This window comes from Mesorhizobium sp. M2A.F.Ca.ET.039.01.1.1 (assembly GCF_003998035.1).
Lineage (GTDB): Bacteria > Pseudomonadota > Alphaproteobacteria > Rhizobiales > Rhizobiaceae > Mesorhizobium.
The window spans coordinates 1-1,262 of record NZ_RZRY01001180.1 but is presented as its reverse complement, the minus strand read 5'-3'; the positions used below and the strand labels follow the sequence as shown (position 1 = coordinate 1,262).

Here is a 1,262-nt window from a genome sequence, read left to right as displayed (position 1 = left end):
GCCGCGATATGATTGCGGTCAATGATCGAGCCGGAGCGCTTAATCGTCTCCGAGGCGTTGTGGTTGCCGATATATCCAATGAATTCAATAGGCATAATCTTCTCCTTTTTATGTGAAACCCAGCGCGACCCGGCCGGCACCAATGCGCACCGTGTCTTCCTGGGGGGAATGGATGCGGCCGCACAGCACATCGCGATGATGCCGCTCCAGCGGATTGTTGCGCGATACCCCATGATTGCCGGTGAGCTTCAGCGCCTTCTCCACGGCGGCGATTGCGTTTTCCGTGGTGACGACCTTGATCAGGCCGGCCTCCGATTGGCTGAATGGACGCCCCTCGTCGTAATCTCGGGCTGCCGACAAAATCAGCCGGCGATTGACAGCGATCAGTTCCTCGATCTCTCCCACCGCCTGCTGGATGCGGGGTACGGTGGCCAGCGGTGTGCCGAGATTAGTCGGGGCGCGCGTCTTGAGGAAGCCGACCAGCCAGTTGCGCGCCGCCTCGGCGACGCCAGTGTAGAGCGCGCCCGGCAGCGTGCCGAACCATGCCGCCTGGCCCTCGCCGCGGGCGTCCCATTCCAACGGCAGGCGAATGTCGGCGGCATGGTCGAGCGGCACCTCGACATCGTCGAGCAGGGCGTCGTGGCTACCGGTGGCTCGCATGCCGAGCGGGTTCCAGGTCCGCTCGACGCGGAGACCCGGCGCATCGGCCGGAACCAAGAAAGCGCCAACGCGGGGCTCGATATCGTCCGTTTTTGCCCAGACGATCGCCCAGGTCAGGCCCTCGATCCCAGTGGAATAAATCTTGCGGCCGCTGATTGACCAGCCGCCGGCCGTCCGGCGCGCCGTCGTCGCCGGCAGACCGCCGCGGATCGGCGTTCCAAGCTCTGGCTCGACGCGTAGCGCGTTGATAAGCGCGCCCTTCTCTTCCGCATCGGCAACGACCCGGCGCACCAGGTGCTGCGGCCAGCGTCCCTTCGGCAGGGTCGCGAGATTGATGTACTGCATGATCAGGATCAGCGCCGTCGAGGGTTCGCCGCGCGCGATCATGCGGATGACCTCTGACGTTGTCGCCAGCCCGGCGCCCTGGCCGCCAAGCTCGATCGGAGCGGTCAGTGCAAGTAGGCCCGCCTCGTGAAGGAGCCGGAAATTCTCGCGAGGAAAGGCGGTGCTCTCGTCGATCACAGAAGCCTTATCCGCGAAAACCCTGGCAAGGTCGGCGGCTGTTTCGACCGGGTCGGGCGGGCTGCTGTCCAGTCTGGGTC

The 1,262-nt window shown here is 64.9% G+C and carries 1 protein-coding gene; it reads right to left on the bottom strand.

Annotation, left to right across the window (positions count from 1 at the left end; all coding sequences use genetic code 11):
• Nucleotides 1-108: 108 nt before the first annotated feature.
• Nucleotides 109-1,262 (bottom strand): acyl-CoA dehydrogenase family protein (locus EOA24_RS38395; RefSeq protein WP_245501967.1); only part of this gene is annotated, 1,154 nt, incomplete at its 5' end.